Annotated in this window: 21 protein-coding genes and 1 tRNA gene; 19 read left to right on the forward strand and 3 right to left on the reverse strand. The window is 29.9% G+C overall.

Going from position 1 to position 21,404, the window contains the following annotated elements:
• The 14 genes from ccoO to yihA all read left to right on the forward strand — a co-directional run bounded on the left by ccoO (position 1) and on the right by yihA (position 13,512).
• Complete coding sequence (gene ccoO, locus VE128_00235; GenBank protein HZD83978.1) at positions 1–2,184, forward strand: cytochrome-c oxidase, cbb3-type subunit II; 2,184 nt, start codon at positions 1–3, stop codon at positions 2,182–2,184.
• 138 nt (positions 2,185–2,322) lie between these two features.
• On the forward strand, positions 2,323–3,111 hold the full coding sequence (locus tag VE128_00240) for a c-type cytochrome (protein ID HZD83979.1): 789 nt from the start codon (positions 2,323–2,325) through the stop codon (positions 3,109–3,111).
• 3 nt (positions 3,112–3,114) lie between these two features.
• Entirely contained in the window at positions 3,115–3,561 is a 447-nt protein-coding gene (locus VE128_00245; GenBank protein HZD83980.1) for a FixH family protein, read from the forward strand.
• On the forward strand, positions 3,515–4,801 hold the full coding sequence (locus tag VE128_00250) for a malic enzyme-like NAD(P)-binding protein (GenBank protein HZD83981.1): 1,287 nt from the start codon (positions 3,515–3,517) through the stop codon (positions 4,799–4,801). The genes VE128_00245 and VE128_00250 overlap by 47 nt, the downstream gene beginning before the upstream one ends.
• Positions 4,798–5,970, forward strand: coding sequence for a 2-isopropylmalate synthase (locus VE128_00255; protein ID HZD83982.1), 1,173 nt, complete (start codon positions 4,798–4,800; stop codon positions 5,968–5,970). Before VE128_00250 ends, VE128_00255 begins: the two co-directional genes overlap by 4 nt.
• Positions 5,963–7,369: a 3-isopropylmalate dehydratase large subunit gene (gene leuC, locus VE128_00260; GenBank protein HZD83983.1), complete on the forward strand. Its 1,407-nt coding sequence runs from the start codon at positions 5,963–5,965 to the stop codon at positions 7,367–7,369. Before VE128_00255 ends, leuC begins: the two co-directional genes overlap by 8 nt.
• A 1-nt stretch (position 7,370) precedes the next feature.
• Positions 7,371–7,943: a 3-isopropylmalate dehydratase small subunit gene (gene leuD / locus VE128_00265; GenBank protein ID HZD83984.1), complete on the forward strand. Its 573-nt coding sequence runs from the start codon at positions 7,371–7,373 to the stop codon at positions 7,941–7,943.
• A 10-nt stretch (positions 7,944–7,953) separates the two neighbouring features.
• Positions 7,954–9,009 carry a 3-isopropylmalate dehydrogenase gene (gene leuB / locus VE128_00270; GenBank protein ID HZD83985.1) on the forward strand — a complete coding sequence of 352 codons (1,056 nt, stop codon included), beginning with the start codon at positions 7,954–7,956 and terminating at the stop codon, positions 9,007–9,009.
• Between the two features lie 10 nt (positions 9,010–9,019).
• Positions 9,020–10,531, forward strand: a complete 1,512-nt coding sequence (gene atpD / locus VE128_00275) for a F0F1 ATP synthase subunit beta (protein ID HZD83986.1) — start codon at positions 9,020–9,022, stop codon at positions 10,529–10,531.
• A gap of 5 nt (positions 10,532–10,536) precedes the next feature.
• The gene (locus tag VE128_00280; GenBank protein HZD83987.1) at positions 10,537–10,839 is read left to right on the forward strand and encodes a hypothetical protein; all 303 of its coding nucleotides are present in this window, start codon (positions 10,537–10,539) and stop codon (positions 10,837–10,839) included.
• Positions 10,832–11,425, forward strand: coding sequence for a riboflavin synthase (locus VE128_00285; protein ID HZD83988.1), 594 nt, complete (start codon positions 10,832–10,834; stop codon positions 11,423–11,425). The genes VE128_00280 and VE128_00285 overlap by 8 nt, the downstream gene beginning before the upstream one ends.
• On the forward strand, positions 11,413–11,664 hold the full coding sequence (gene acpP, locus VE128_00290) for an acyl carrier protein (protein ID HZD83989.1): 252 nt from the start codon (positions 11,413–11,415) through the stop codon (positions 11,662–11,664). The genes VE128_00285 and acpP overlap by 13 nt, the downstream gene beginning before the upstream one ends.
• Positions 11,652–12,914: a beta-ketoacyl-ACP synthase II gene (gene fabF, locus VE128_00295; GenBank protein ID HZD83990.1), complete on the forward strand. Its 1,263-nt coding sequence runs from the start codon at positions 11,652–11,654 to the stop codon at positions 12,912–12,914. Before acpP ends, fabF begins: the two co-directional genes overlap by 13 nt.
• Complete coding sequence (gene yihA / locus VE128_00300; protein HZD83991.1) at positions 12,901–13,512, forward strand: ribosome biogenesis GTP-binding protein YihA/YsxC; 612 nt, start codon at positions 12,901–12,903, stop codon at positions 13,510–13,512. Before fabF ends, yihA begins: the two co-directional genes overlap by 14 nt.
• Here yihA and VE128_00305 read toward each other — a convergent pair.
• Positions 13,504–13,929, reverse strand: a complete 426-nt coding sequence (locus tag VE128_00305; GenBank protein HZD83992.1) for a type II 3-dehydroquinate dehydratase — start codon at positions 13,927–13,929, stop codon at positions 13,504–13,506. The genes yihA and VE128_00305 overlap by 9 nt on opposite strands.
• Positions 13,930–14,290: 361 nt before the next feature.
• On the opposite strand from VE128_00305, the gene VE128_00310 reads away from it, so the two are divergent.
• Together VE128_00310 and VE128_00315 are read left to right on the forward strand one after the other, a co-directional pair.
• Complete coding sequence (locus VE128_00310; GenBank protein HZD83993.1) at positions 14,291–16,699, forward strand: POTRA domain-containing protein; 2,409 nt, start codon at positions 14,291–14,293, stop codon at positions 16,697–16,699.
• Positions 16,700–16,744: 45 nt separating this feature from the next.
• Positions 16,745–17,257 carry an OmpH family outer membrane protein gene (locus VE128_00315; GenBank protein HZD83994.1) on the forward strand — a complete coding sequence of 171 codons (513 nt, stop codon included), beginning with the start codon at positions 16,745–16,747 and terminating at the stop codon, positions 17,255–17,257.
• A gap of 13 nt (positions 17,258–17,270) precedes the next feature.
• On the opposite strand, the gene VE128_00320 is transcribed toward VE128_00315, so the two are convergent.
• Positions 17,271–17,351: transfer RNA gene (locus VE128_00320), tRNA-Leu, on the reverse strand.
• 278 nt (positions 17,352–17,629) lie between these two features.
• On the opposite strand from VE128_00320, the gene VE128_00325 reads away from it, so the two are divergent.
• The 3 genes from VE128_00325 to VE128_00335 are packed head-to-tail and all read left to right on the forward strand — an operon-like array spanning position 17,630 to position 20,531.
• Positions 17,630–19,576 carry a VacB/RNase II family 3'-5' exoribonuclease gene (locus VE128_00325; protein HZD83995.1) on the forward strand — a complete coding sequence of 649 codons (1,947 nt, stop codon included), beginning with the start codon at positions 17,630–17,632 and terminating at the stop codon, positions 19,574–19,576.
• Positions 19,545–20,078, forward strand: a complete 534-nt coding sequence (locus VE128_00330; protein ID HZD83996.1) for a 50S ribosomal protein L25 — start codon at positions 19,545–19,547, stop codon at positions 20,076–20,078. The genes VE128_00325 and VE128_00330 overlap by 32 nt, the downstream gene beginning before the upstream one ends.
• Positions 20,079–20,084: 6 nt before the next feature.
• Positions 20,085–20,531, forward strand: a complete 447-nt coding sequence (locus VE128_00335; GenBank protein HZD83997.1) for a nucleoside deaminase — start codon at positions 20,085–20,087, stop codon at positions 20,529–20,531.
• On the opposite strand, the gene VE128_00340 is transcribed toward VE128_00335, so the two are convergent.
• Positions 20,520–21,404 carry an RNA polymerase sigma factor RpoD/SigA gene (locus VE128_00340; protein HZD83998.1) on the reverse strand — a complete coding sequence of 295 codons (885 nt, stop codon included), beginning with the start codon at positions 21,402–21,404 and terminating at the stop codon, positions 20,520–20,522. The genes VE128_00335 and VE128_00340 overlap by 12 nt on opposite strands.

Genomic DNA, 21,404 nt, shown 5'->3' on the forward strand with positions numbered 1-21,404 from the left:
ATGGATATTAAAAAAATATATTGGGATAACCGTATAGTTAAAGCATTTTTATACGCAACGGTTATTTGGGCCATTTTAGGTTTTTTATCTGGTTTATCCATCGCCTTTCTCCTATTCTACCCAGAATTTCCAGAGTTAATATTAGGTAATATTTTGAAAAATTCCGAAGGAATATTTGGGTTTGGAAGATGGAGAATGATACATACAACAACCGTTATTTTTGCTTTTGTAGGAAATATTATTTTTGCAGGCTCTTATTATTCTATACAAAGGTTGTTAAAATCAAGAATGTACAGCGATATTTTAAGCTGGATGCATTTTTTTGGTTGGCAATTACTTATAATCCTTTCTTGGATAACTTTTCTAAAAGGAATTAATTCTAGTAAAGAATACGCAGAACACGAGTGGCCATTAGACCTTTTAATTTCTGCTGTTTGGATTATTTATGGAATAAACATGATTGGTACTCTTTTTCAAAGACGAATTAAACACCTTTATGTTTCCATATGGTTTTTTTTAGGAACTTGGGTTGCTGTTGCTATGTTACATATTTTCAATAACCTTGAATTACCTATCTCTTTTTCTTCCTTTAAAAGTTATTCTCTTTATGCTGGAGTCCAAGATGCTCTAGTTCAATGGTGGTATGGTCATAATGCTGTTGCATTTATTTTAACCACTCCTATTCTTGGTTTAATGTATTATTTTGTTCCAATGGCATCTGGAACGCCAGTTTTTTCTTATAAACTTTCTATTGTACATTTTTGGTCTCTCATTTTTATATATATATGGGCAGGTCCACACCATTTAATGTATACAGCCTTACCATCTTGGGCCCAAATGTTGGGAACTATATTTTCTATAATGCTAATAGCTCCATCTTGGGGTGGAATGCTTAATGGTCTTTTAACATTAAAAAGTTCTTGGGTAAGAATGAAAAAAGATCCCATCTTAAAGTTTTTTCTAGTATCGATTACAGCTTATGGTATGGCTACCGTAGAGGGCCCAATGCTAGCTACAAAGAAATTAAACTCTATTTGTCATTTCACAGATTGGGTAATAGCTCATGTACATTTGGGAACATTAGGATGGAATGGATTTATGGCATTTGGTATTATTTACTGGTTAACTAAAAAATTGTGGAATTCAACATACTCAATTTTTCTAGCTAACACTCATTTTTGGTTAGGTTTTTTTGGTATAATACTTTATATTTTTCCCATGTATTGGTGTGCAATAATGCAGTCCAATGCATGGAAATCTTTTTACCCAGATGGGTCACTGGTAAATAAAAATTTTCTTGAAACCGTTATAATGATAAAGCCCTTCTATGTTCTTAGGTTCATTGGAGGAGTAATTTACTTTTTTGGAACTATATTAATGATTTATAATATATACAAAACAATCAAAAAAGGAAAATTCATCATAAATGAAAAAATTGAATTTACGGTTATCCCGAACAAAATATGTGAAGAAAAATTTCATGGATGGCTTGAACGAAAACCGGTTCCATTCATAATCCTATCTTTAGTTGTACTTGCAATAGGTGGTGCATCTGAAATTATTCCCACTCTAATAATTAAGTCTAATGTTCCAAATATATCAAGCGTTACACCTTATACTCCTCTTGAACTAGAAGGAAGAGATATTTACATATCAGAAGGATGCAATGCTTGTCATTCTCAAATAGTACGTCCTTTTCGAGATGAAGTAGTCCGTTATGGAGAATATTCGAAGGCAGGGGAATTCGTATATGATCATCCTTTTTTATGGGGTTCAAAAAGAACTGGCCCAGATTTAGCTAGAGTTGGTGGAAAAGTTCCTAGTTTATGGCATTTTAAACATCTATCTAATCCTAGATACACTTCTCCTGGATCTATTATGCCTAGTTATCCTTGGTTATTCAACGAATTAGATAGATCTTTTACAAAATCTAAAATAAAAACTATGATTAATCTAGGAGTTCCTTATCGAAAGAAAGATCTAGAAAATGCTTTTACGAAAATGGAAGAACAAGCAAGGAAAATTGTTGCACATATCTGTAGAGAATCTCCGTATATGAGAGAAAAAATGGAATTTCAAAGAAAATTTATTACTTTAGAAAATTTAGAAAAAAGTAAAATTATTGCTTTGATTTCTTATTTGCAACGGATAGGTACTGATATTAAAAAGGTGAACCAGTTTTAATGATGTTTTTTTTTAAAAAATGTTTAGCAAAAAATAAATATACCAGTTTTTTTCAATCTGGATTTTTAGTATTATCTTTTTTTATTTTTTGTATCGTAATTTTTTTGAAAAATTTAGGAAGCTAAGTAAGAAAATGATATGAATTTTAGTTTTCTTAGAACTGTCTATTTAACATTTTCCATTATTATTTTAGGATTTTATGCATTCTATTTCTATGGAGGGGAAATTTACTCTCTAAATCTAAAAGAGCCAGAAACATGGATTTCATTGTTTACTATTTTTATCCTTTTATGGATTATTGAATTAATTAATGAAATTATTAACAAAAAAATTAAAAAAGAAAAAATAAAAAATGTTGAAGTAAAAAAGATCTATAATGGATCGGGTATTTTAGAACTAGATAATCATCCTCCGGATTGGTGGATAAAACTATTTTATATAACCGTTATTTTTTCTACAATATATCTTTTAGCTTATTTTTTTACAGATTTTGCTCATACTAAAAAAGAATACGAACTAGCTTACAAAAAACAAATGAAAAAAGTTATTTTTTTTGAGAAAACTCGTACTCAGGTAACATTGGAAACAGCTAAATTCAAGAAAGAATTTGTAGAAGAGGGGAAAGCTTTATTTCAGGCAACTTGTGCAAGCTGCCATAATCCAGATGGTGGAGGAAATATTTGTCCAAATTTAACGGATGATTACTGGATTAATAAAATAGAAAAAAATCTTTTTAAAAATATTTTCTATATAATTTGGAACGGGAGTAAAAATAATCCAACGATGAGAGCTTTTGGAGTTTCAGGTGAAATAAAAGGAAACGATATAGAAAAAATATCCAGCTATGTTTATTTTATAAATAAAAATTCTATTAAACCTTCGAGGGCAAAAACTCCAGAAGGAGAAAAAACCCTTTGGGTAGATTAATTTATGAAATACGTAATTTTTATAGTATTTATAAGTTTTATTATTTCCATAATTTTTCTGCAATCCAACGTATCTCCTAAACTAGGATCAGAACATTCCTTTGAGAAAGGAATAAAATTTCAAGAACATATAGAAGAAAAAAAAAATGCATACGAAAAAGTAAAAATCCAAAAATCACCTAAAGGTATAGAAATAAAATTTCCAATAGGATTTCATACAATAAATACATTTGGAAATGTATTTATTATTTTTTTTTCTAAAAAAAAAGATATTCGCCTTTATTTTAAACCTAATTTTAAGGGTCTTTTACTTATCCCTTCAGAAGATCTTAATTCTGGAGTTTTTGAACTCCATTTTAAATGGAAAACTAAAGTAAAAAAATATTTGATAAAAGAAATCCTAAATGAACCAAATAGAAAAATTACAAAAAGAAGCTTTAGAATATCATGAAAAATTCCCATCTGGGAAAATACAGATTTCTCCAACAAAGGAATATGGTAGTCAAAAAGAATTATCTCTTGCTTACTCTCCAGGCGTTGCTATTCCTAGTAAAGCAATAGCAAAAAATCTGAATAATGTTTTTAGATACACAGCTAAGGGCAATCTAGTTGCTGTAATTTCTAATGGAACGGCAGTATTGGGACTAGGAGATATAGGACCTGACGCCTCCAAACCAGTAATGGAAGGAAAGGGTTTATTATTCAAAATCTTCGCTGGTATTGATGTTTTCGATATAGAAATTAATGAGAGAGATCCAGAAAAATTTGTACAAGTAGTAAAAGCTATATCACCTACTTTTGGTGGAATAAATCTTGAAGATATTAAAGCACCAGAAGCATTTAAAATTGAAGAAAAACTAAAGAATGAGATTGATATACCAATTATGCATGACGACCAACATGGAACAGCAATAATCTCTGGGGCAGCGTTAATCAATTCTTTGGAATTGACAAATAGAAACATTAAAAATGTGAAAATGGTCATAAATGGAGCAGGAGCTGCTGCTATCTCTTGTGCTAGAATTTATGAAAAACTTGGGGTACAAAAACAAAACATTATTATGCTAGATAGCAAAGGGGTTATCCAAAGTTACAGAAAAGATTTAACCAAAGAAAAGCAAGAATTCGCAGTTGATTCGTCTATAAAAACCTTAGAAGAAGCAATTAAAGGAGCAGATATTTTTATAGGATTATCTATTGGAGGAGCTCTAACAGCAAAGATGCTTTTGAATATGTCTGAAAATCCTATTGTTTTTGCTTGCGCTAATCCTTCTCCAGAAATAGAATATGAATTAGCTGTTAAAACAAGACCAGATATAATACTAGCAACAGGGCGTAGTGATTATCCTAATCAAGTAAATAACGTATTAGTATTTCCTTATCTATTTAGAGGAGCTTTAGATGTTCATGCTAAGAAAATTAACGAAGCAATGAAACTTGCAGCCATCCAATCTCTCGCTTCTCTAGCTAAAGAATCTGTTCCAGAGAAAGTAAAAATTGCTTATAATAATAAGAATCTTTACTTTGGAAAAGAATATATTATACCCAAACCACTTGACCCCCGCTTGATGATCAATGTTACTACCGCAGTTGCTAAAGCAGCTATAAAATCTAAAGTAGCTAGATCCCCTATTCTAGATTGGAAGGCATACGAAGCTCAGCTTCGGAAAAGAGTGAATTTTCACAAATGAAAAAAATCAAAATTTTTGATACTACTTTACGAGATGGAGAACAGATTCCTGGGTGTAAATTAAATCCCTTCGAAAAAATTCGAATAGCTCAACAACTAGAATTTTTAGGAGTGGATATTATAGAAGCTGGGTTTCCCATTTCTAGTCCAGGTGATTTTAAATCTGTAGAAGAAATTTGTAAAAATGTAACGAAACCAGTAATATGTGCACTTACCCGTGCAAAAAAGAAAGATATAGAAGTTGCTGCTTCTGCTCTAAAAAAGGCTAGAAATCCAAGAATCCATACAGGGATAGGAACATCTAATTGGCACATAAAATACAAATTCAATAGCACCCCAGGCGAGATTCTGGAAAAAGCTATTGGAGCTATTAAGTATGCTAAAAGCTTTGTTGAAGATGTAGAATTTTACGCAGAGGATGCAGGTAGAACAGAAAATGAATTTCTTGCTAAAGTTTGCGAATTAGCTATTAAAGCTGGTTGTACGGTATTAAATATACCAGATACAACAGGATATTGTCTTCCAGAAGAGTATGGAGAAAAAATACGATTTTTAAAAGAAAATGTTAAAGGAATTCATAGAATAACCATTTCCACGCATTGTCATAATGATCTTGGGGTAGCTACTGCAAATTCCTTGTATGGAATAATTAATGGAGCTGATCAAATTGAATGTACAATTAATGGAATAGGAGAGAGAGCGGGAAATACAGATTTAGGAGAAATTGTAATGATAATGAAACAACATAACCATTTAGGTTTTTCCACTAATATTAATACAAAATTTATATATCCAACAAGTAAACTGATCTGTAAATACACGGGAATTTATGTACAAGCTAATAAAGCTATTGTTGGATGTAACGCTTTTTCTCATTCATCTGGGATTCATCAAGATGGTGTACTTAAAAAACGGGAAACTTACGAAATTATAGATCCTAAAGAAGTAGGTGTTGAAAAATCTTCCATAATATTAACAGCTAGAAGTGGCCGGGCTGCATTAGCTTATCGATGTAGAAAACTTGGATATTTTACCCAAAAAAAAGATTTGGATAATCTTTACTCTCTTTTTCTTAAAGAAGCTGATAATAAAAAAGAAATTTCGGATGAAAATCTCATAATGATGATAAAAAAAATACCCTTAATGAAAAAGATTAAAAGTTATGGGTAAAACACTTTTTGACAAAATTTGGGATACTCACACAGTCAAAAATATAGAAGGGGATATCTACGTTTTATATATAGATATACATTATATACATGAGGTAACTAGTCCTCAAGCTTTTAACTCATTAAAAGAAAGGAATCTTACAATCTTTAGACCAAAGAAGATCATTGCCACTACAGACCATAACGTTCCTACCATTAATCAAAATTTACAGATTCAAGATCCCTTAGCAAAAAAACAAGTGAATACTCTGTCAAAAAATTGTAGGAAACATGGAATTCAGTTTTATGGTATAGGTAATCGATATCAAGGGATAGTTCATGTAATAGGTCCGGAATTAGGAATAACTCTACCTGGAATGACTGTCGTATGTGGCGACAGTCATACTTCTACACATGGAGCTTTTGGCAGTATTTCTTTTGGAATAGGTACGAGTCAAATAGCTTTGGTAATGGCTAGTCAATGTATTCTGCAGAATAAACCTAAACAAATGCGTTTACATGCAGAAGGCTTTCTTAGAAAAAGTGGGACCCAAAAAGATGTTATTCTATATATTATTTACAAATTGGGCTCTTTTGGAGGTACAGGTTATTTCGTAGAATATTCTGGACCTATTTTTGAAGAAATGAGTATGGAAGGTAGAATGACTGTATGTAATATGAGTATAGAAATGGGGGCAAAAGGAGGTTTAATATCTCCAGATGAAACTACTTTTAAATATATAAAAAGGAAAAAATTTTCTCCAAAAAGAGTTTTTTTAAAAAAATCTATTTCATATTGGAAAACCCTTTTAACAGATAAATGGGCAATTTTTGATTATGAATACATTTTTGATGCTAAAAATATTAGACCGATGATTACTTACGGAACAAATCCGAGCATGGGGATAAAAATAAATGAAAAAATACCCAAAACGAACTTCTCTAAAGATCAATTGGAAAAATCTCTAAGATATATGGGATTAAAAATAGGGGAATCCCTAATAGGAAAACGTATCAATCACGTATTTATGGGAAGTTGTACTAATTCTCGCATAGAGGACCTACGTCTTTTCGCTAAAGTTGTCAAGGGTAGAAAAAAAGCTAATCATGTTCAAGCAATTATTGTACCAGGCTCTAAAAAAGTTTATTTTCAAGCAAAAAAAGAAGGATTGAATAAGATACTAAAAGAATCTGGATTTGAACTGAGACAAGCAGGATGTTCAGCCTGTATTGGAATGAATGGAGATAAAATACCTTCAGAAGAATATTGTGTTTCCACTTCAAATAGAAATTTTGAAGGAAGACAAGGTCCAGGTTCACGTACATTACTAGCAAGTCCTTTGGTTGTTGCTATTATTGCTATCGAAGGAAAAATTGTTGATATTGATGAATATTTAAAAAATAACAATATTTTACATTAATATGGAAAAATTACGACTACTTAGCAGCACTGCTGTTCCCCTGCCTATAGAAAATATTGATACAGATCAAATTATACCTTCAAGATTTTTAAAAAATACTTCTAAAGTAGGGTTTGGAAAAAATCTTTTTAGGGATTGGCGTTTTAAACCTGACTTTGTATTAAATAATCCTCTTTATGTAGGAAAAATTCTAATTTCATCCAGAAATTTAGGATGTGGCTCAAGCAGGGAACATGCAATTTGGGCTATTCTTGATTATGGATTTAGAGTAGTTATTTCAAGTTTTTTTGCAGACATTTTTAAAGAAAATGCTCTAAATAATGGTCTTCTTCCAATAGAGATTTCTGAAATTTTTTTAACAAATATTTTTGAAACTGTTATTCAATATCCAAAATCTATTATTAACGTTGATTTGGAAAATAAAAATGTTTTTTTCGAAAATCATACAGAAAAATTTAATATAAATTTATACAAGAAAACTTGTTTTCTTCATGGTTATAATGATATAGAATATCTAGCAAATCTTAAAAAAGAAATTGATTTTTTTGAAAAAAAAAATAAATTAATTGATTGAAAAAAAAATAATGGAAAAAAATATTGCGCTTCTTTCAGGCGATGGAATAGGTCCAGAAGTAATCAAACAAGCACGTAAAGTTTTAAATGCTATTGAAAAAAAATTTGGTCATACCTTCAAATATCTTGAAGGTCTAATTGGAGCATCTGCTATAGATAAAACTGGAGATCCCTTACCTCCAGAAACTTTAGATATTTGCTCAAAATCAGATGCTATTATTTTTGGTACGATAGGTCATCCTAAATATGACGAAGATCCCAAAGCAAAGGTAAGGCCTGAAGAAGGATTACTCAGGCTAAGAAAAATAATGGGATTATACTGTAATATAAGACCCATAAAAGTTTATCCCTCTATACTTAAAAAGTCTCCCCTTCATACAAATGGAAACATTGATTTTGTCATATATAGAGAACTGACAAGTGGCATATACTTTGGAAAAAAAGGACGATCCATTGATGGATATGTAGCTTACGATCATTGCGTCTACTATGTAAGAGAAATTGAACGAATAGGACGGGCCGCTTTTGAAGCAGGACTAAAAAGACGTAAAAAACTTACTTTAATTGATAAAGCGAATGTGCTCGAAACCTCTAGGTTATGGAGAGAAACAATAAAAAAAATGAGCAAAAATTATCGTAAAATCCAGTTGGATTTTCTATTTATCGATAATGCAGCTATGCAACTTATTATAAATCCTGAAAGGTTTGATGTAATTTTAACGGAAAATATGTTTGGAGACATCTTATCAGATGAAGCTAGTGTTCTAGGTGGATCTATTGGGCTTTTACCATCTGCATCTATAGGTGAAAAAGTCTCCCTGTTTGAACCTATACACGGATCATATCCTCAAGCTGCTGGTAAAAATATAGCTAATCCTATAGCTAGTATACTTTCTGTAGCAATGATGCTTGATCATTTTGGGCTTTTTAAAGAAGGGAAAGAAATATACAAGTCAGTCAAATATTCTATTGACAAAAAAATGGTAACTCCAGACATGGAAGATTCTTCATCTATAGGAACTGAGGAAGTGGGGGATTTCATTACAGAATGTCTTCTAAAAAATTAAAAAACTTAAAATGCTTAAAAATCCAAAAGGTAAAATTACGAAAATTATTGGCCCGGTAATTGATGTAATCTTTGAAAAGACTTCATTTATTCCTAAAATTTATGAAGCCCTAGATATTTATGGTTCTTACGGTAAAAAACTTACTTTGGAAGTACAAAAGCACATTGGAGAATGTACTGTTAGGTGCATATCTATGCATCATACGGATGGTTTAAATAGAGGGCAAGAAATTATTCCGTGCGTAAATACCATAAGCATGCCTGTAGGTGAAGAAATCAATGGAAGGTTGTTTAATGTTACCGGAGAAAGTATTGATGGATTAGGTAATCTAAGTAACGAGGAAGTCCTTCCGATACATAGAGAATCTCCAAAATTCGAAGAACTTTCCCCCACAAAAAAAGTACTTTATACTGGAATAAAGGTTATAGATCTTATACACCCTTATGCTAAGGGTGGAAAAATTGGTCTTTTTGGTGGAGCTGGAGTAGGAAAAACGGTTTTGATTCAGGAATTGATAAACAATATAGCAAAGTTACATGGAGGATTTTCTGTATTTGCTGGAGTTGGAGAAAGAACTAGAGAAGGAAATGATTTACTACGTGAAATGATTGAATCAGGAATTATCTGTTATGGAGATGAATTCATAAAATCCATGAAAAAAGGTAAATGGGATCTATCCAAAGTAGATAAAGATGCCTTGAAAAAATCTAAAGCAACTTTTGTTTTTGGCCAGATGAATGAACCTTCTGGAGCTCGAGCTCGTGTCGCTTTATCTGGATTAACTCTGGCAGAATATTTTAGAGACAGTGTAAACGAAAAAAATAAAAATAAAGGAAGAGATGTGCTTTTCTTTATAGATAACATTTTTCGTTTTACTCAAGCTGGATCAGAAGTTTCTGCTCTATTAGGTCGGACTCCTTCAGCTGTTGGATATCAACCCACACTAGCATCTGAAATGGGGGTAATGCAGGAAAGGATTACATCCACTAAACACGGATCCATTACATCAGTGCAAGCAATTTACGTTCCAGCTGATGATTTGACTGATCCAGCTCCAGCAACAACATTTTCTCATCTTGATGCAACAACTGTTCTATCAAGAAAGATCTCTTCTTTGGGAATTTATCCTTCAGTAGATCCTCTAGACTCCACTTCAAGAGTTCTCTGTCCAGAGATTGTAGGAATAGAACATTATGAATGTGCGCAACGTGTAAAAGAAGTTTTGCAAAGATATAAAACATTGCAGGATATCATTGCTATCTTAGGTGTAGAAGAACTTAATGATGAAGATAAGCTTCTGGTAGCTCGAGCTAGAAGAGTCCAGAAATTTCTATCTCAACCATTTCACGTTGCTGAGAAATTTACAGGAATTCCTGGAGAATCAGTGAGTATAAAAGAAACGATTAAAGGATTTAATATGATTATAAATGGGGATCTAGATAAATATCCTGAAGCGGCCTTTAACTTAAAAGGAAATATAGATAAAGCTATCGAAAGTGGAGAAAAAATGCTTAATCCATAATTTTTATGAAGGTTCTTATTCTAAGTATAGAAGGAGTAATATATGAAGGAAATTCTAGTTCTGTTAAATTGCCTGGATCAATTGGTCCTTTTCATATTTTAAATGGTCATTCGACTATTTTAGCAACATTAACATTTGGATTGGTCGTATTATATGATACAGATAAATACGCTAAAATTGATAAGGAAAAATTGAAGATTTCCCAAAATTATAGAAAGAAAAAAGTTTCTATTCTCGAAATAAAAGGTGGACTAGTTGAAGCTAATCAAAAGGAAGTAACTGTACTAGTTTACTGTATGTATGTTTAGTGGAGTAGTTGAAAAAATAGGCATTTTAACGGATATTCATTTTGAAGAAAAAAATATTTACTTGACTGTGTCAAATCCGTTTGAAAAATCTATTAAAAGAGGTCAAAGTATTTCCCATAATGGAGTTTGTTTGACTGTTTTAAAAAAAAAAAAGGAAAATTATACAGTAAATGCTGTATTGGACTCTTTATACAAAAGTACCCTAAAAACTTTGAAAGTTTGCGATAAAATAAATTTAGAACGTTCTCTTCAACTAGGGAGTGAAATAGGAGGGCACTTTGTACCTGGTCACGTAAATTATACGGAATCTATTGAGTCCATCGAAACTAAAAAAAGTAGTTGGTTATTTAAATTGAGATATGATAACTTTTTCAGTACTATTATAGAAATGGGATCAGTTACTATAAACGGAATTAGCCTAACTGTATTAGAATCAAAAAATTTTTTTTTTAGTGTAGTTGTTATTCCATATACTTTTGAAAAAAGTAACTTTCATCTTTTAAGAAAAGGTCAAAAAGTTAATTTGGAATTTGATATTCTTGGAAAGTACATCTCTCACTTAATACATACAGTATGTATGACATAGAATCAAGAGTAAAGGATATTTTAGCCAAAAAATTAGGAATTGATGAACTTACCCTCGAAAGTTCTCTAATAAAAGATTTAGGTATAGATTCTTTAGACTATATAGAATTAATTATGGCTATTGAAGAAGAGTTTCATATTAAAATTTCTGACGAATACGCGGAATCCATCTTTAGGATAAAGGATATTGTATTTTATGTGAATAGTCTTCTTAAGAAAGATTTAAAATGCCCCGTTTAAAATTAAAAAGAGTAGTAGTTACTGGACTTGGGATCCTTTCCCCAATTGGGAATAATGTAGAAGATTTCTGGTTCTCTCTTGTTAAAGGAGAAAGCGGAGCTAATTTCATAAAATATTTTGATACTAGTCATTTAAAAACTAGATTTGCATGTTATCTTAAGGAATACTTTCCAGAAAATTTCTTTTCTAAAAAAGAAATTAGAAAATTAGATTACTGTACTCAATATGGAATTGTTGCATCGGAAGAGGCAATTAAAGACAGTGGTTTAGATTTTTCTAAAGAAAATAGAGAACGTATTGGAGTTATTTGGGGATCAGGAATGGGTAGTTTTTCTACGTTAGAATGGGAAATTTCTCACTTCGTTAAAAAGGGATATCCACAATATAGTCCATTTTTCATTACTAAAACAATGATAGATATCACGTCAGGTTTTCTGACCATAAAACATGGCCTTCAAGGGCCTAGTTATGCAACTGTTTCCTCTTGTGCATCTTCAGCAAATGCTCTTGTCCATGCATTTAATATACTCCAATTAGGAAAAACAGATGTTATAATTACTGGAGGATCTGAATCAGCTATCACAGAAGCTGGTATTGGAGGGTTTAATGCTCTAAATGCTCTTTCTACAAAAAATGAAAAACACAAAAGTGCATCACGTCCTTTTGATAAAAAACGTGATGGTTTTGTATTGGGAGAAGGAGCAGGAAGTCTGGTACTTGAGGAATATGAACATGCGAAAAGCAGAAACTCTAAAATTTATGCGGAGATAGCTGGTATTGGAATTTCTTCTGATGCATATCACATTACAGCTCCACATCCTTTGAGTATTGGAATTACGATAGCTATCAAAAATGCTATAAATGATGCAAAAATTAAACCCTCAGAAGTGGAACATATCAATACGCATGGAACATCTACTTACTTAGGAGATCTATCTGAGATAAGAGCTATTAAAGCTGTTTTTGGAAAAAGCGTTTATAATATTAATATTAATTCAACAAAATCTATGACTGGACATTTGCTAGGAGCTTCAGGTGCGATAGAATCCGTAGCTTCTATATTACCCCTTTCAAAAAGCATAATTCCTCCTACTATTAATCTTTCAGAAATTGATGAAGAAATCGATACTAGGTTAAATTTAACGCCTAAAAAAGCTCAAAAAAGAACCCTAAACATTAGCATGTGCAATAATTTTGGATTAGGGGGACATAATGTATGTATAATATTTAAAAAATATGAGAGATTATAATATCCATAGTGTAAAATTTATATCAAGCAGTAAAAAATTCTCAAAAATTCCATTATTTAATTTAGCGGAATATGCTTTCTTCGGCAGATCTAATGTAGGAAAATCGAGTTTAATCAATATGATCCTGAATAGAAAAAATTTAGCTCGAACATCTTCTTATCCAGGTAAAACCAGATTAATTAATCATTATATCGTAGATAAAAAGTGGATCTTGGCTGATCTTCCTGGATATGGTTATTCTAAAGTCTCTAAAAAAGAGAGATTTAATTTTCACCAATCAATTTTTGATTATATCTTAAAAAGAAGAACCCTTTTATGCTTATTCAATTTGATTGATAATAGATTTCCACCTAAAAATATAGATATAAGTTTTATGAGATGGTTAGGTAAAAAACAAATACCTTTTTGTCTTGTTTTTACCAAAACAGATAAAGTAAATAAAGACCTTTGCCAGAAGAATATTGAGCGATATAAAAGAATTCTTATTAATGAATGGAAGATTTCTCCTATTTTGTTTAAAACTTCTTCAAAAACAAAACAAGGAAGAGAAGATATACTAAAGTATATTTATCATACGAACATAAACATTTTAGATTAAAGCCATAATAGCTAACTCGTAAGAGCGCAAACCAAAACCACAAATACTTCCATCACATACGGAAGAGATGAATGATTGCTTTCTGTAGTGTTCTCTTGCATAAATATTTGTCATATGGACTTCTATTACTTTAGAAGGGATGGATCGTATAGCGTCCGCTATGGCAATAGAAGTGTGTGTATATGCTCCTGCATTAAGCACAATACCTACTTCTGTAGAAAATCCAACTTCTTGGAGTAAATCCACAATACTTCCTTCATGGTTACTCTGACGATAAATAATCTCTATTCCAGAAAAATATTTTTTTTTTTTAAGGGTTTCGAAAAAACTTTCAAATCGTACCAGACCATAAAAGTCAGGTTCTCTTTTCCCTAAAAGATTTAAATTTGGTCCATTCACAATAATTACTCTTTTCATTTAGTTTTTTTTTAATAAACCAAGAGGTCGTAAATTATTAAATTTGAGAATAGCCATGTAAAAAAATTAAAAATATTTTGATAGACAAAAATTCAATAGAGGTATGGGAATATTGATGAAACATTCCCTAAATTTATAGATTTCTAGCTAGTTTTAACCAGAAAACATTAGAAATTAAGAAAAAATAATAAAGATTTAAATTTTGCTCTAAACTGTATCAATGATTATTATTGATACATACACTGTTGTGTAGGTCCCATAATTTATCCTTTAATAATTTCTTACATTAATTTATTTTACTCTAGTTAAAAATTAGGGCTTTTTAAAGACCAAAAGGTTCGAAATTTAGAAAATAAAGCGAATGAAATATAATTTTTTTTTATGTTTCTTATTTTTTATATTGCCTACCATAGGATATGGGTATAAATATAAAAAAGAGAGTACTTACATCTTATCTGGGGTTAAGATCAAAGGACTTTATCGAAATTATGTTAAAAAAAAAATTATTAACATAATTTATCCTAAAATAGGGAAGGAAATAAAAGGAAAAAAAAATAATGATTTTATAAAAGATCTGTGGAAGACTAATCTTTTAAAAAATATCTTTGTTTTTGTGGAAAAAATAAAAGGAAAAAAAATTTTTTTTCAAATTATTCTCGAAGAAGTAGATAAGCTCTCTGATTTAAATTTAAAAGGAACTGGACTCTCCAGTCAAAAATTTAATGTTAAAATTGGTAGTAAAATAAATGGAGATTTTCTTAGTTATCTTAAAAAAGACATACGAAAGTATTATATAAAAAAGGGATTTCCCTATGTATATGTAATAGTAAATACTGAAAATAGGAAGAAAGAAGCCTTTTTAAAGATTCATGTACAAAAAGGACCTGGAATAAGGATAAAAAAAATTTTTTTGGAAGGTAATAAAAAGGTATCAAGTGAAGAACTTCTTAGATCAAGAATAAAAAAAGTTAAATTATTAGATATCTTGAATAAAAAGAAATCAACTTATGTAACAGAAGTTGAAAAAGATATTATAGATAAATACCAATCTTTGGGATTTATAGATGCACATATAGTCTCAAAATCTCTTTTGAGATTAGATGAAAAAAATTTTTTGCTAAAAATAAAGCTATATGAAGGTAAAAGATATATCATAGGAGATGTTTCGTTTATTGGAAACACTATCTTAGAAAAAAAAAAATTATTGAATTTTGAAAAGGGAGATACTTATAATCCTATTGGAATAATAGAAAGTACAGAAGACCCAAAAAACGAATCTAGTATTTATTCTCTTTATTTAAATAAAGGGTATTATTTCTCTAAGGTCTTTCCAGTAGAAAAATCTGTTAAAGATCATAAAGTTTATGTAGAAGTTAGGATAGAAGAAGGAAGATTAACTTTTTTTGACAGAATTACTTTTTCTGGAAATTTTGTCACTAAAGATCATGTAATTATCAGAGAACTGAAAACTATTCCTGGTGATGTCTTTTCCGAAAGAAATATAAAACAGACCTTTTTACATTTAATAAGGTTAGGAATTTTTGACCATAATATTTTACCATTTTTTATGGAAAATAAGAATAAAAATACTGTAGATCTTGAATGGAAACTAAAGGAAAAAGTATCTGGTAAATTTAAAATACAAGGTGGATATGTAGGTAATCAGTTAATAGGAAATTTAAATATTTATTTAAATAATCTATCTTTAGAGAATCTTCTTAAAAAAAGATTTTATCATTTACTACCTCAAGGTAATGGACAATGGTTATCCTTATCTGCTCAAGTTTCTAAAAATTTTCAATATTATGGATTTTCTTTCACTGACCCTTGGCTAGGAAAGTATTTTCCAACTTCTTTTACCTTTGAAGGAAACTATTCACAAAACAGTAAAATAGTGAAGTATGATTTTAATCATCTAAATAAAAAAGATTATTTTCAACCAGAAAAAAATAAAAATATTGGATTTTCATCTGGAATATCTAGGAGGTTAAAATGGCCAGACGATTATTTTTCTTGGGCAGCTTTTGTTAATTATAATAATTACCATTATTCGTATGGAGAAGAATGGTCTTTCAAAGATTTATCCAAAGTAAAGGGAATACATGACTTGAGATATTCATTTTCATTGAATAGAACATCTTCCGGACCAGATCCTATTTTTAAGGTAAGCGGGTCCGAATTTGACCTAACAACTGTTTTTACTATTCCATATTCTCTTTTACATAGAAAAAAAAATAAATATCCCCAAAAATGGGTGGAATATTTCAAAATAAAACTTAAAACTTATTGGTATAAGAGTTTTCTACAAAAATTTGTGTTAAAAACTGGAGGAGAGGTAGGATTTTTAATGAATTACAATAAATATAAAGAGATACCCTCATTCCAAAGATTTTTCATTGGAGGATATGAATCCACAAATCTTAAAAGTGGTAAAGATTATATTTCTTTAAGAGGATATCCTAATCCAGGAATATTTGGAGGAATTTCTCCTAAAATAGGGGGATTATTTTATAATAGAATCCTTCTGGAAGTTCGTTACCCTATTATTATGAATGAATCTGGAATAATTTGGTTATTAGGTTTTTTGGAAGGGGGAAATGTTTACTCTCATTATAATTTTTATAAAACATTTCAACTAAAAAAATCTATTGGATTAGGATTCAGAACTTTTTTCCCAATTTTTGGGACTTTAGGCGTTGATTTTGGATATGGTTTAGATCAAAAAACAGAAAACGTCCATAAATGGCAAATACATCTTATCCTTGGGTAATTAATATTTTTTATTTTTTTTTTAGAATTTTAAATATTTTAATATATGAAAAAAAAAATTATTTTTATTTTTTCTCTTTTTTTATTTTCTCTATTTTGCATTTCTTTAGCCAGAAAAGAAACTAAAAAGTGTCTAAATACAGAAGAAGTCTGTCTAAATACAGAAGAAATTATAGAAAGAATTACAGAAATAGATAAGGTAAAAGAAAAATTAGAAAAAATTGGGAAATACCACAAAAATATTTTGGATCAAATAGAAGAAGAAATCCAGAAAACAATGGAAAAATTTAAAGATCAAGATTCTGTAGAATTAAAAGTAGAACTGGAAAATCTCCAAAAAAGAGGAGAAGTTTATCAGAGAATTGCTTTTGATGACTTAAATCAAAAACAAAAAGCTCTTATGGATCCACTCTACAAAAAAATGGAAAATGCGATTAATAGAGTTATGGAAAAAGATAAAAGCATAATTAGAGTGATTGATTGTAGTCCTGGAAAATGCGTTTTAGTGAATAGGGGCTCTGATATAACAAAAAATGTTAAAAAAGAACTTGGTATTTAGGGTGTAATAAATGTGCGGGTGAAGGGACTTGAACCCCCATGCATAAAGCACCAGATCCTAAGTCTAGCGTGTCTACCAATTTCACCACACCCGCAGAGCCATATTTCTTCTTTTATTTCTTCTTTTTATGTCTATTTAGCCTACTCCTTTTTTTTCTTTTATGAGTTGCAATTTTTCTTCTTTTTCTTTTTCTCCCGTTTGGCATAGTTTTTATTTTTTTTTATATGATATATAATTTTTTTGGAACATAATTAAGCTTGTTCCGTTTTTTTTAAAAAAAACTTTTAACAAAAATCTCTAAAGTATTTTTATTCATATGATGAACTAAGTAGTAGATAAGCTATATGAAGAATTTTTATTATCCTTAAAAAAATGGGTAAAAATGATAAAAAAAATGGATGTTTTCATGTAGGTAGGATTTTCATTACCCATTTTGGATATGCCTTTGTAAGTGTATATGGTCTTGAAAAAGATATATTTATTCCTAAAAATAAAACGGAACAAGCTTTAGGAGGAGATAAGGTTATCGTAAAAATTAAAAAAAAAAATAGACTTGAAGGTCAAGTAGTATATCTTCTTGATATTAAAAAAAAATATTATTTAGGTACGTTAAGTTTAGCTAAAACGACATCTTATGGATTTGTCCAGGCAGATAATAATTATATTAACGTAGATATTTTTATTTCAGAAAAAAATTTTAATAAAGCAAAGAATAAAGATAAGGTTATCGTGGAGTGGGAAAAAACCTCGACCCAGCCTAATATTATAGAAATATTAGGGGTATCTGGATTTCAGAAAACAGAAATTTCTGCTATATTAATTGAATATGGATGGCCGTCTCGGAAAGTTGAAATAGAATCAAAAAAAATCCCAGAAAAAATTAGTTTAGAAGAAATAAGACTTAGAAGAGACTTGAGATCAGAAATAACTTTTACCGTAGATCCATTTGATGCAAAAGATTTTGACGACGCTCTATCATTAAAAAAACTTGGAGAAAATACTTGGGAAATAGGAGTACATATTTCTGATGTTTCTTATTATCTTATAGAAGGAAGTTTACTTGACTTGGAAGCTTCCAAACGTGCTACATCAATCTATTTTGTAGATTTTGTAGTTCCAATGTTACCAAAAATTTTATCTAACCATCTTTGTTCTCTACTTCCCAACTCAGAAAGACTTTGTTTTTCTGCCATTTTTGAAATTAACAAAAAAGCTAAACTTTTAAAAAGTTGGTTTGGAAAAACCATTATAAAGTCATACAAAAGATTTACTTATGCAGAAGTGCAAGAAATAATAGAAAAATATTCTGGAACTTTTTTTGAAGAAATTCTTATTCTAGAAAAATTAGCCCAAAAATTAAGAAAAGAACGATTAGATAAAGGATCTATAAACTTTAATAAATCAGAAATTAAATTTATTTTAGATGGACACCATAATCCTAAAAAAATTTGTTTAAAAAAAAACAAAATGGCAAATTTTGTTATTGAAGAATTCATGCTATTAGCAAATAAAAAGGTATCAGAATTTGTAAGTATACATGTAAAAAAAAAGTTAAGCACTTACATTTATAGGGTGCATGATAAACCCAACTCAGAAAAATTGTTAGTATTAAAGAAAATAATAAAAACATTGGGATATACAATAAATCTAAGAAATCGTAAAACTATTTCTTATTCAATGAATTCTTTATTAGAATCCGTTAAAAATAAACCAGAGGAAAATCTTATTATTACTTTTGCTATGCAAGCTATGAGTAAAGCGAAGTATTCGACAAATAATATTGGACATTATGGTCTATTTTTTGATTATTATAGCCATTTTACATCTCCTATTAGAAGATATTCCGATATTATGGCCCATCGTTTATTAGATATCTATTTAAAAAATGGAAAATCTCCATCAAAAGAGATATACGAAAAAAAAGCGGAACATTGCAGTTCTAAAGAAAAAATAGCCTATGAAGTGGAACGAGTTTACATAAAATACATGCAGTTAAAATACATTGAATGTATTCATGGAAATGAATTTGAAGGAATAATATCTGGATTTAACGAATTTGGAATTTCTGTAGAATTAGAAATATCAAAAGCAATATCAAAAGTTGAAGGAATTATACTTCTTCGTAATATGAAGGATGATAATTATGCATTTTATCCTACTAAATACAGAGTAATAGGTGAAAAATACGGACGTAGCTACCATTTAGGACAAAGGGTCCTAGTAAAAGTAGAAGAGGTTAATATAGAAAAAAGAACCATTAACTTCCAGTTGAAAAAAAACTTAAATAATGAATACAATAATAATTCAAGTAGAAAATAGGAAAAATTTAGGTAAAAAAGCCAGAAAAATTTTGCTAAATTCTGGAAAAATTCCCTGTGTCCTTTATGGAGTAAAGGAGAATATTTTATTTTCTGTCCAATCAGAACTCTTTAAAAAGTTAATTTATCCTTCCATTGTTTTCCTTGAATTTATCGAGGATAAGAAAAAAATTAGATCGATTCTAAAGGAGATCCAATTCCATCCAGTGTATGATACTATTTTACATGCGGATTTCTACAAATTATTGGAAGGTCAAAAAATGGAATTGGAAGTACCGATAAAAATTATAGGTCGTTCTATGGGAATAGGTAAGGGAGGAAAAATCAACATTTTTTTAAAAACTCTTAAAATAAGAGCTCTTCCTGAAAAAATGCCTAATTATATAGAATTAGATATTACGGATATTGACATAGGAGCTCGTCTTAGAGTTAAAGATATTTTAACTAAAAAAAAATATAAAATATTAAACGATAATGAATCTGTTATTTTAACAATAAAATAAAATTTAATGATTTTTTCGCCTGATTTTTACTTTATGAAGATAGCTTTGAAAGAAGCTAAATGTGCTTTTGAAAAGGACGAAATACCAATCGGTGCTGTAATTGTTCGAAACGAAAAAATTATCACAAAAGCACATAACCTTGTGGAAAGATTAAGCAATGTGACTGCGCATGCAGAAATGCAGTCAATTATTTTAGCTTCTCAAATAGAAGGTAAATATTTACAAAAATGTACCATATATGTAACTTTAGAACCTTGTTTTATGTGTACAGGGGCTCTGTTTTGGACAAAAATAAAAAGAGTAGTATTTGGAGCAAAAGATAGAAAAATGAGAAATGAAATGCATTTTTTACATCCTAGAACAACAATTACTCAAGGAATAATGGAAAAAGAATGTAAAGACATTTTACAAAAATTCTTTCTTACTAAAAGAAAAAATAATTTAGTCACCTAAATAAGGAACAAGCAAATTTCTAGCTGAAGAATGTCTTAATTTTTTCAATCCACAAGTTTCAATTTGTCTAACACGTTCTCTTGTCAAATCGCATACCTTTCCTACTTCTTCCAAGGTCATTGGAGGTTCACCTCCAAGACCAAAGTGTAAAGTTATAACGAGCCTTTCACGATCATTTAGTGTTGTATTTAACGCTCTTTCAATCTCTTTTCGAAGATATTCTTGATCTAGAGATTTATCGGGTCTAGTATATTCTTCGTGTCTAATTACATCGTATAGATTAGAATCTTCTCTATCTACTAATGGAGCATCCATAGAAATTTGACGTACAGAATTTTTTATAGATTCTTCTACAGATTTTTCAAGAAGATTTAAATTTTCTGCAATTTCTCTTATTGAAGGGGTTCTGTGAAGTTTTTGCTCTAAATGAGTTGCTGTCTTATTAATTTTGTTGCTTAATCCAATTTTATTGGTAGGCTGACGTACGCATCGAGACAGTTCCGCTAAAGCTTGCATAATAGATTGTCTAATCCACCAAACCGCATAAGAGATGAATTTAAACCCTTTTGTATGATCAAAACGAGAAGCAGCTTTTATAAGGCCTAAATTTCCTTCATTAATGAGATCTCCCAAAGAAAGACCTTGATTTTGATATTTCTTAGCAATAGATACCACAAAGCGTAAATTAGCTTCAATAAGTCTTTGAGAAGCAGTTTTAATTACTCGTTTATTAGAATTCTCTTTAATCGCTTTAGCAAATTCTATTTCTTTTTCGTGAGTTAAAAGACGGATTTTACCAATATCTTTTAGATATTTATCTAAAGATTCGGAATCCCTATTAGTTATTTGCTTGGTAATTTTAAGTTGTCTCAT

The sequence above is a fragment of the Candidatus Angelobacter sp. genome, from assembly GCA_035643775.1.
Lineage (GTDB): Bacteria > Bacteroidota > Bacteroidia > Flavobacteriales > Blattabacteriaceae > DASQPV01.

What these genes read in the sequence shown, in the direction of transcription:
- ccoO (HZD83978.1), top strand. Translation starts at nt 1, where the DNA reads ATGGATATTAAAAAAATATATTGGGATAACCGTATAGTTAAAGCATTT.
- VE128_00240 (HZD83979.1), top strand. Translation starts at nt 2,323, where the DNA reads ATGAATTTTAGTTTTCTTAGAACTGTCTATTTAACATTTTCCATTATT.
- VE128_00245 (HZD83980.1), top strand. Translation starts at nt 3,115, where the DNA reads ATGAAATACGTAATTTTTATAGTATTTATAAGTTTTATTATTTCCATA.
- VE128_00250 (HZD83981.1), top strand. Translation starts at nt 3,515, where the DNA reads ATGAACCAAATAGAAAAATTACAAAAAGAAGCTTTAGAATATCATGAA.
- VE128_00255 (HZD83982.1), top strand. Translation starts at nt 4,798, where the DNA reads ATGAAAAAAATCAAAATTTTTGATACTACTTTACGAGATGGAGAACAG.
- leuC (HZD83983.1), top strand. Translation starts at nt 5,963, where the DNA reads ATGGGTAAAACACTTTTTGACAAAATTTGGGATACTCACACAGTCAAA.
- leuD (HZD83984.1), top strand. Translation starts at nt 7,371, where the DNA reads ATGGAAAAATTACGACTACTTAGCAGCACTGCTGTTCCCCTGCCTATA.
- leuB (HZD83985.1), top strand. Translation starts at nt 7,954, where the DNA reads ATGGAAAAAAATATTGCGCTTCTTTCAGGCGATGGAATAGGTCCAGAA.
- atpD (HZD83986.1), top strand. Translation starts at nt 9,020, where the DNA reads ATGCTTAAAAATCCAAAAGGTAAAATTACGAAAATTATTGGCCCGGTA.
- VE128_00280 (HZD83987.1), top strand. Translation starts at nt 10,537, where the DNA reads ATGAAGGTTCTTATTCTAAGTATAGAAGGAGTAATATATGAAGGAAAT.
- VE128_00285 (HZD83988.1), top strand. Translation starts at nt 10,832, where the DNA reads ATGTTTAGTGGAGTAGTTGAAAAAATAGGCATTTTAACGGATATTCAT.
- acpP (HZD83989.1), top strand. Translation starts at nt 11,413, where the DNA reads ATGTATGACATAGAATCAAGAGTAAAGGATATTTTAGCCAAAAAATTA.
- fabF (HZD83990.1), top strand. Translation starts at nt 11,652, where the DNA reads ATGCCCCGTTTAAAATTAAAAAGAGTAGTAGTTACTGGACTTGGGATC.
- yihA (HZD83991.1), top strand. Translation starts at nt 12,901, where the DNA reads ATGAGAGATTATAATATCCATAGTGTAAAATTTATATCAAGCAGTAAA.
- VE128_00305 (HZD83992.1), bottom strand. Translation starts at nt 13,929, where the DNA reads ATGAAAAGAGTAATTATTGTGAATGGACCAAATTTAAATCTTTTAGGG.
- VE128_00310 (HZD83993.1), top strand. Translation starts at nt 14,291, where the DNA reads ATGAAATATAATTTTTTTTTATGTTTCTTATTTTTTATATTGCCTACC.
- VE128_00315 (HZD83994.1), top strand. Translation starts at nt 16,745, where the DNA reads ATGAAAAAAAAAATTATTTTTATTTTTTCTCTTTTTTTATTTTCTCTA.
- VE128_00325 (HZD83995.1), top strand. Translation starts at nt 17,630, where the DNA reads ATGGGTAAAAATGATAAAAAAAATGGATGTTTTCATGTAGGTAGGATT.
- VE128_00330 (HZD83996.1), top strand. Translation starts at nt 19,545, where the DNA reads ATGAATACAATAATAATTCAAGTAGAAAATAGGAAAAATTTAGGTAAA.
- VE128_00335 (HZD83997.1), top strand. Translation starts at nt 20,085, where the DNA reads ATGATTTTTTCGCCTGATTTTTACTTTATGAAGATAGCTTTGAAAGAA.
- VE128_00340 (HZD83998.1), bottom strand. Translation starts at nt 21,404, where the DNA reads ATGAGACAACTTAAAATTACCAAGCAAATAACTAATAGGGATTCCGAA.